This is a genomic window from Chloroflexus sp. MS-G (assembly GCF_000735195.1).
Classification (GTDB): Bacteria; Chloroflexota; Chloroflexia; order Chloroflexales; family Chloroflexaceae; genus Chloroflexus.
On record NZ_JPIM01000204.1, the window covers coordinates 1 to 3,877 of the forward strand.

Annotated in this window: 2 protein-coding genes; both read left to right on the forward strand. The window is 56.2% G+C overall.

What is annotated here, in order from left to right; all coding sequences use genetic code 11:
- Positions 1–294: 294 nt before the first annotated feature.
- Positions 295–3,666: a cyclic nucleotide-binding domain-containing protein gene (locus JE47_RS0119705; RefSeq protein ID WP_031461385.1), complete on the forward strand. Its 3,372-nt coding sequence runs from the start codon at positions 295–297 to the stop codon at positions 3,664–3,666.
- A gap of 20 nt (positions 3,667–3,686) precedes the next feature.
- Positions 3,687–3,877 (forward strand): PfkB family carbohydrate kinase (locus JE47_RS0119710; protein ID WP_236631325.1); only part of this gene is annotated, 191 nt, incomplete at its 3' end.

Below are 3,877 nucleotides of genomic sequence, written 5' to 3' on the forward strand. Positions count from 1 at the left end.
TGAGGGGGCGCACGGTACGTTCCCAACAAGAAATCCGGGTTGTTGATCATCCCCTGAGATGACAACGCTATGTTCCCTCAAGCATCACCCCCGAAAGCAGGGAAACTGAAGGGGTGATGCGCCAACCGATGGGTTGCCTGTACCTGGGCAATCGCGTAGGTCGGAAATCGTCTTACATGCAGGAACGAAGGAGCGCGGTCAAATGCACTTTGACACCTGGACAGACCTGCTATGATGAAAATACCATCGCGACGTTGCGTTAATAGCGATGAGATACAACCGTGAGCCTGATCTATGATGCAGTTGTTGCCCTCTCATCATCTCTGGACGACACTGGCTGAACAGGTGGCCGTACCATCTGTACCACGCAATTCGCTTTACCAGAGCATTCAACGCCGCCTGCAAAGCCATCCGGCTGGCGAAGGTGGTGTATGGAGTATCCTCCGTCAGCGGGCCGATCCGACGCGATACCGACCTCAGCGGATTGAGGGCGTAATTGAGGAAACGCTACATGAAGGTAATCAGCAGATCACGGTCTTACGTAGCCCCAGCGGTCATTATCTCCGGCTCAGTCCTGCCGAACGTGAACTCTGGCATGCGATGGATGGTACGAAGACCGTTGCCCAACTGGCAACGATGGGTTTTGTGCGCTTCAAACAGTTGTTGCCGGTAGCCGGATTGGTTGAGTCGTTGGGCTCTCAGGGCTTTCTCACCGATAAACCGGTTGGGGTCTATCGCCATCTCCGTCATCATCTCGAGCAGCGTACTACTGAAGGGTTAGGGCAGCGTCTGTTGAGCCTGACCCATGGCCGCAGTTTCGCAATAACGAATGTAGATCAATTCTTCGATCTTCTTTACCGCTGGATCGGGCGGTGGCTGTTTACCCGTATCTTTGCGGTTATGCTTGTGATGCTGACAATCGCTGGCGCAGTATGTTACTTCTTACCGGGGGTGAGCGGTAGCGATTTGATCAGCGGCGATCAATTTGCGTTCGATGTGCTTATGCTGGGCATGGCGTTGTTCGTTACCCTTACACTGCACGAACTTGCCCATGGATTGGCCGTCAAACATTTTGGTCGGCAAGTATCGCGGGCCGGGATCATGCTCTATTTCGGTATGCCTACCGCTTTTGTTGATACCAGTGACATCTGGCTGGCTCCGCGCCATGCACGCATCCTTGTCTCGCTGGCTGGCCCACTGTGCGATCTGCTGATCGGTTCGCTGGCTGCAATCATCGCATGGGCTGCTTCAGAGACAGTGGGCGGTGTTTGGATGCGGCGGATTGCAACGGCGTCGTATCTGACCGCGCTGTTTAACTTTAACCCGCTCCTCGAACTCGACGGCTATTTTATCCTGGTCGATGCCTTACGCCTACCGAACCTTCGCAATCGGGCGCTGGCATTTATCGGTGGGCCGCTATGGCAAAAGATAGGGGCCAGGACTGCGTTGAACCGGGAAGAACGTATTTTCGCTGGCTACGGTCTCTTGAGCACGCTGTATACCGGTGTGGCGGTTGTGATGGCGATACTCTTCTGGCAACGCCAGTTCGCCAGCATGGTCGCGGAACTCTGGTCAGGCGGATTGATCGGACGACTGGTCGCAATTGTGCTCTTCGTGTTGGTAGTCGCTCCCCTGTTGATTGGTGTGGTCCTGGCGGGCTGGGGGGCGGTGCGGGCCATTACCAGTTGGCTGGTGCGGCGGGGCTACACGCGAGATCCGCTGTTTGTAGCAAGTGGATTTGGCGTGCTGGCGATGACGCTGGGATGGTTACCACTTCAAGTTGGGTTAAGTGTCGAAACTGGCATGTTGCTGATGAGCCTCTGGATCGCGACGGTCGTTGTGCAGTGGTACCTGCAACGCGACTATGAAGGTGCGTGGATTGGACGCGCTCTGACCAATTTTTTTCTGATTAGTGTGATCGAGTTGATCGCCCAGGCTGGCTACTTGATACTTCCTGACGCGGTGCGTCTCTGGTCGGGGATGGAGGTTGCCGGTTACGCGCTGCTCTTGTTTGCCGGATTTGTTGCGCTGCTCGACGTTGATTTGCAGCAGCAGCGCAGCAGTCAACTGATGGCGAGTGCGGTTTTGTTGACTCTGGCGTTTCCAGCCGGTACTATTGCTGCTGAGCTGATTCGGATTGCTCACCCGGAGTATAGTGCGCTTTGGGCGTTGATTGCTGCGCTGCCTGTCTACAGCGGTGTTATTGCTCAGGCTCTCCTCCTGCCACTACTGATCAGTCTGTACGATGCCCGCCTCTTTTGGAGCTGGCTATTGCTCTGGATGGGAATCCTCTTCCAGATCGGCAGTTATCTGCTCGAATTGTTACCGGCCTGGCGCAACACACCACTGACACTGGCACTGCTCGTCATTGCGGCCGGTTTGTGGGCTGCGGCATGGGGGACTCATCTCGTTACGCTGCGCAGTATCAGTCTGATTGGATTGAGCTGGCCACTTCAGGCTGCCCTCGGCGAGACAACGCGCCTGCAAGACGCTTTCAGACACATGTATGTCGGTTTGTACCGCCTGTTACGGGGTAATTACGGTGCACAGCGGACGCGCACGCTCGATGATCGGATGGATGTATTAGCGGCCACAGCGAACTGGGAAGTGACCTTTGACCGCGATCAGGTACGGATTGGCCCTGCCGTACTAGCATTGCCACTCGATGAGCAAGGGGCGCGGTATGCTGAGATTTTACGCTATGCAGTAACGATCCTTGAAACTTTGGCTGGTCGAACCTTTGCCCGGCGGGCGTTTCTGGCGGCATACGATGCGCTCCCATGGCCGGAGCGTGAAGCGCTCGACCGGCATTGTCTGGCCCGTCTGCCGTGGGCGCATGAGATTTCACAGGCCTTTGGCGATGCCCGTGAAGCGCGCATTCGCCTCCTGCGCCAGATCGAACTCTTTGCAACCTGCGAGGATCACGAGTTGCAGGCACTGGCAGCCGCATTTGCGCCCCAACGGGTTGCAGCCGGCGAAGTCATCTTGCGCGCCGGTGAGCCACCACGTGGCATTTGGGTGATTGAGACGGGCGAAATCCTTGCTCGCAACGGTGATACAGTACAGGAATTGCACCGGGGTGACTATTTTGGTGAATTGCAAGGGCCAGAAGTCACCGACTGCGAATACCGCGCCAGTATCGAGAGCGAGTTACTCTACCTGCCGCCAGGTGAATTGCAACGGATGCTACGTGAAGCTGCACCTCACACTGCTGAAGGCGCCGAATTACTTTCCCGCATGCGGTTGCTAGAACGTACTCCCCTTCTGGCCGACCTGCCACGTGCTCAATTGCGCGAACTGGCCCGTCATGCCGAACGCAAAACTGTAGCCGCACGCCAGATCATCGTCCGCCAGGGTCGACCAGGTGGTTATCTGTATGTCATTGCCAGTGGTCAGGCGGCAGTCTTGCGGCAGGAAGAGACTGCACAAGGGCCACGCGGCCCTGCCCGACTAGTGGCCCATTTGGGGGTAGCCGAGTTTTTTGGCGAGATGGAATTATTACGCGGAACGTTACCGGTGGCAACAGTTGTTGCTATCACGCCGTTGGAAGTGATTGCGATTCCGCATCACGTTGTGAAACAGTTCATCCTGGGCGGTGATCACGTTACCAATCGGTTTGAGCAGATCAGCAGTGGTCGTTTGCTCGAGCTACGTGCCCAAGGATGAGCATGTTACAGGAGATGCTTATGACTACCATCGTGGTCGTTGGAAGTTTAAATATGGATCTGGTCGTCCATGCACCGCGTCATCCGTTACCGGGCGAAACGCTGATCGGCAGTCATTTTCAAACCTTTCCAGGCGGTAAAGGGGCGAATCAAGCCGTTGCCGCAGCGCGGCTAGGGGCGCGGGTCTGTATGATCGGTCGCGTAGGGATTGA

What these genes read in the sequence shown, in the direction of transcription:
- JE47_RS0119705 (WP_031461385.1), top strand. Translation starts at nt 295, where the DNA reads ATGATGCAGTTGTTGCCCTCTCATCATCTCTGGACGACACTGGCTGAA.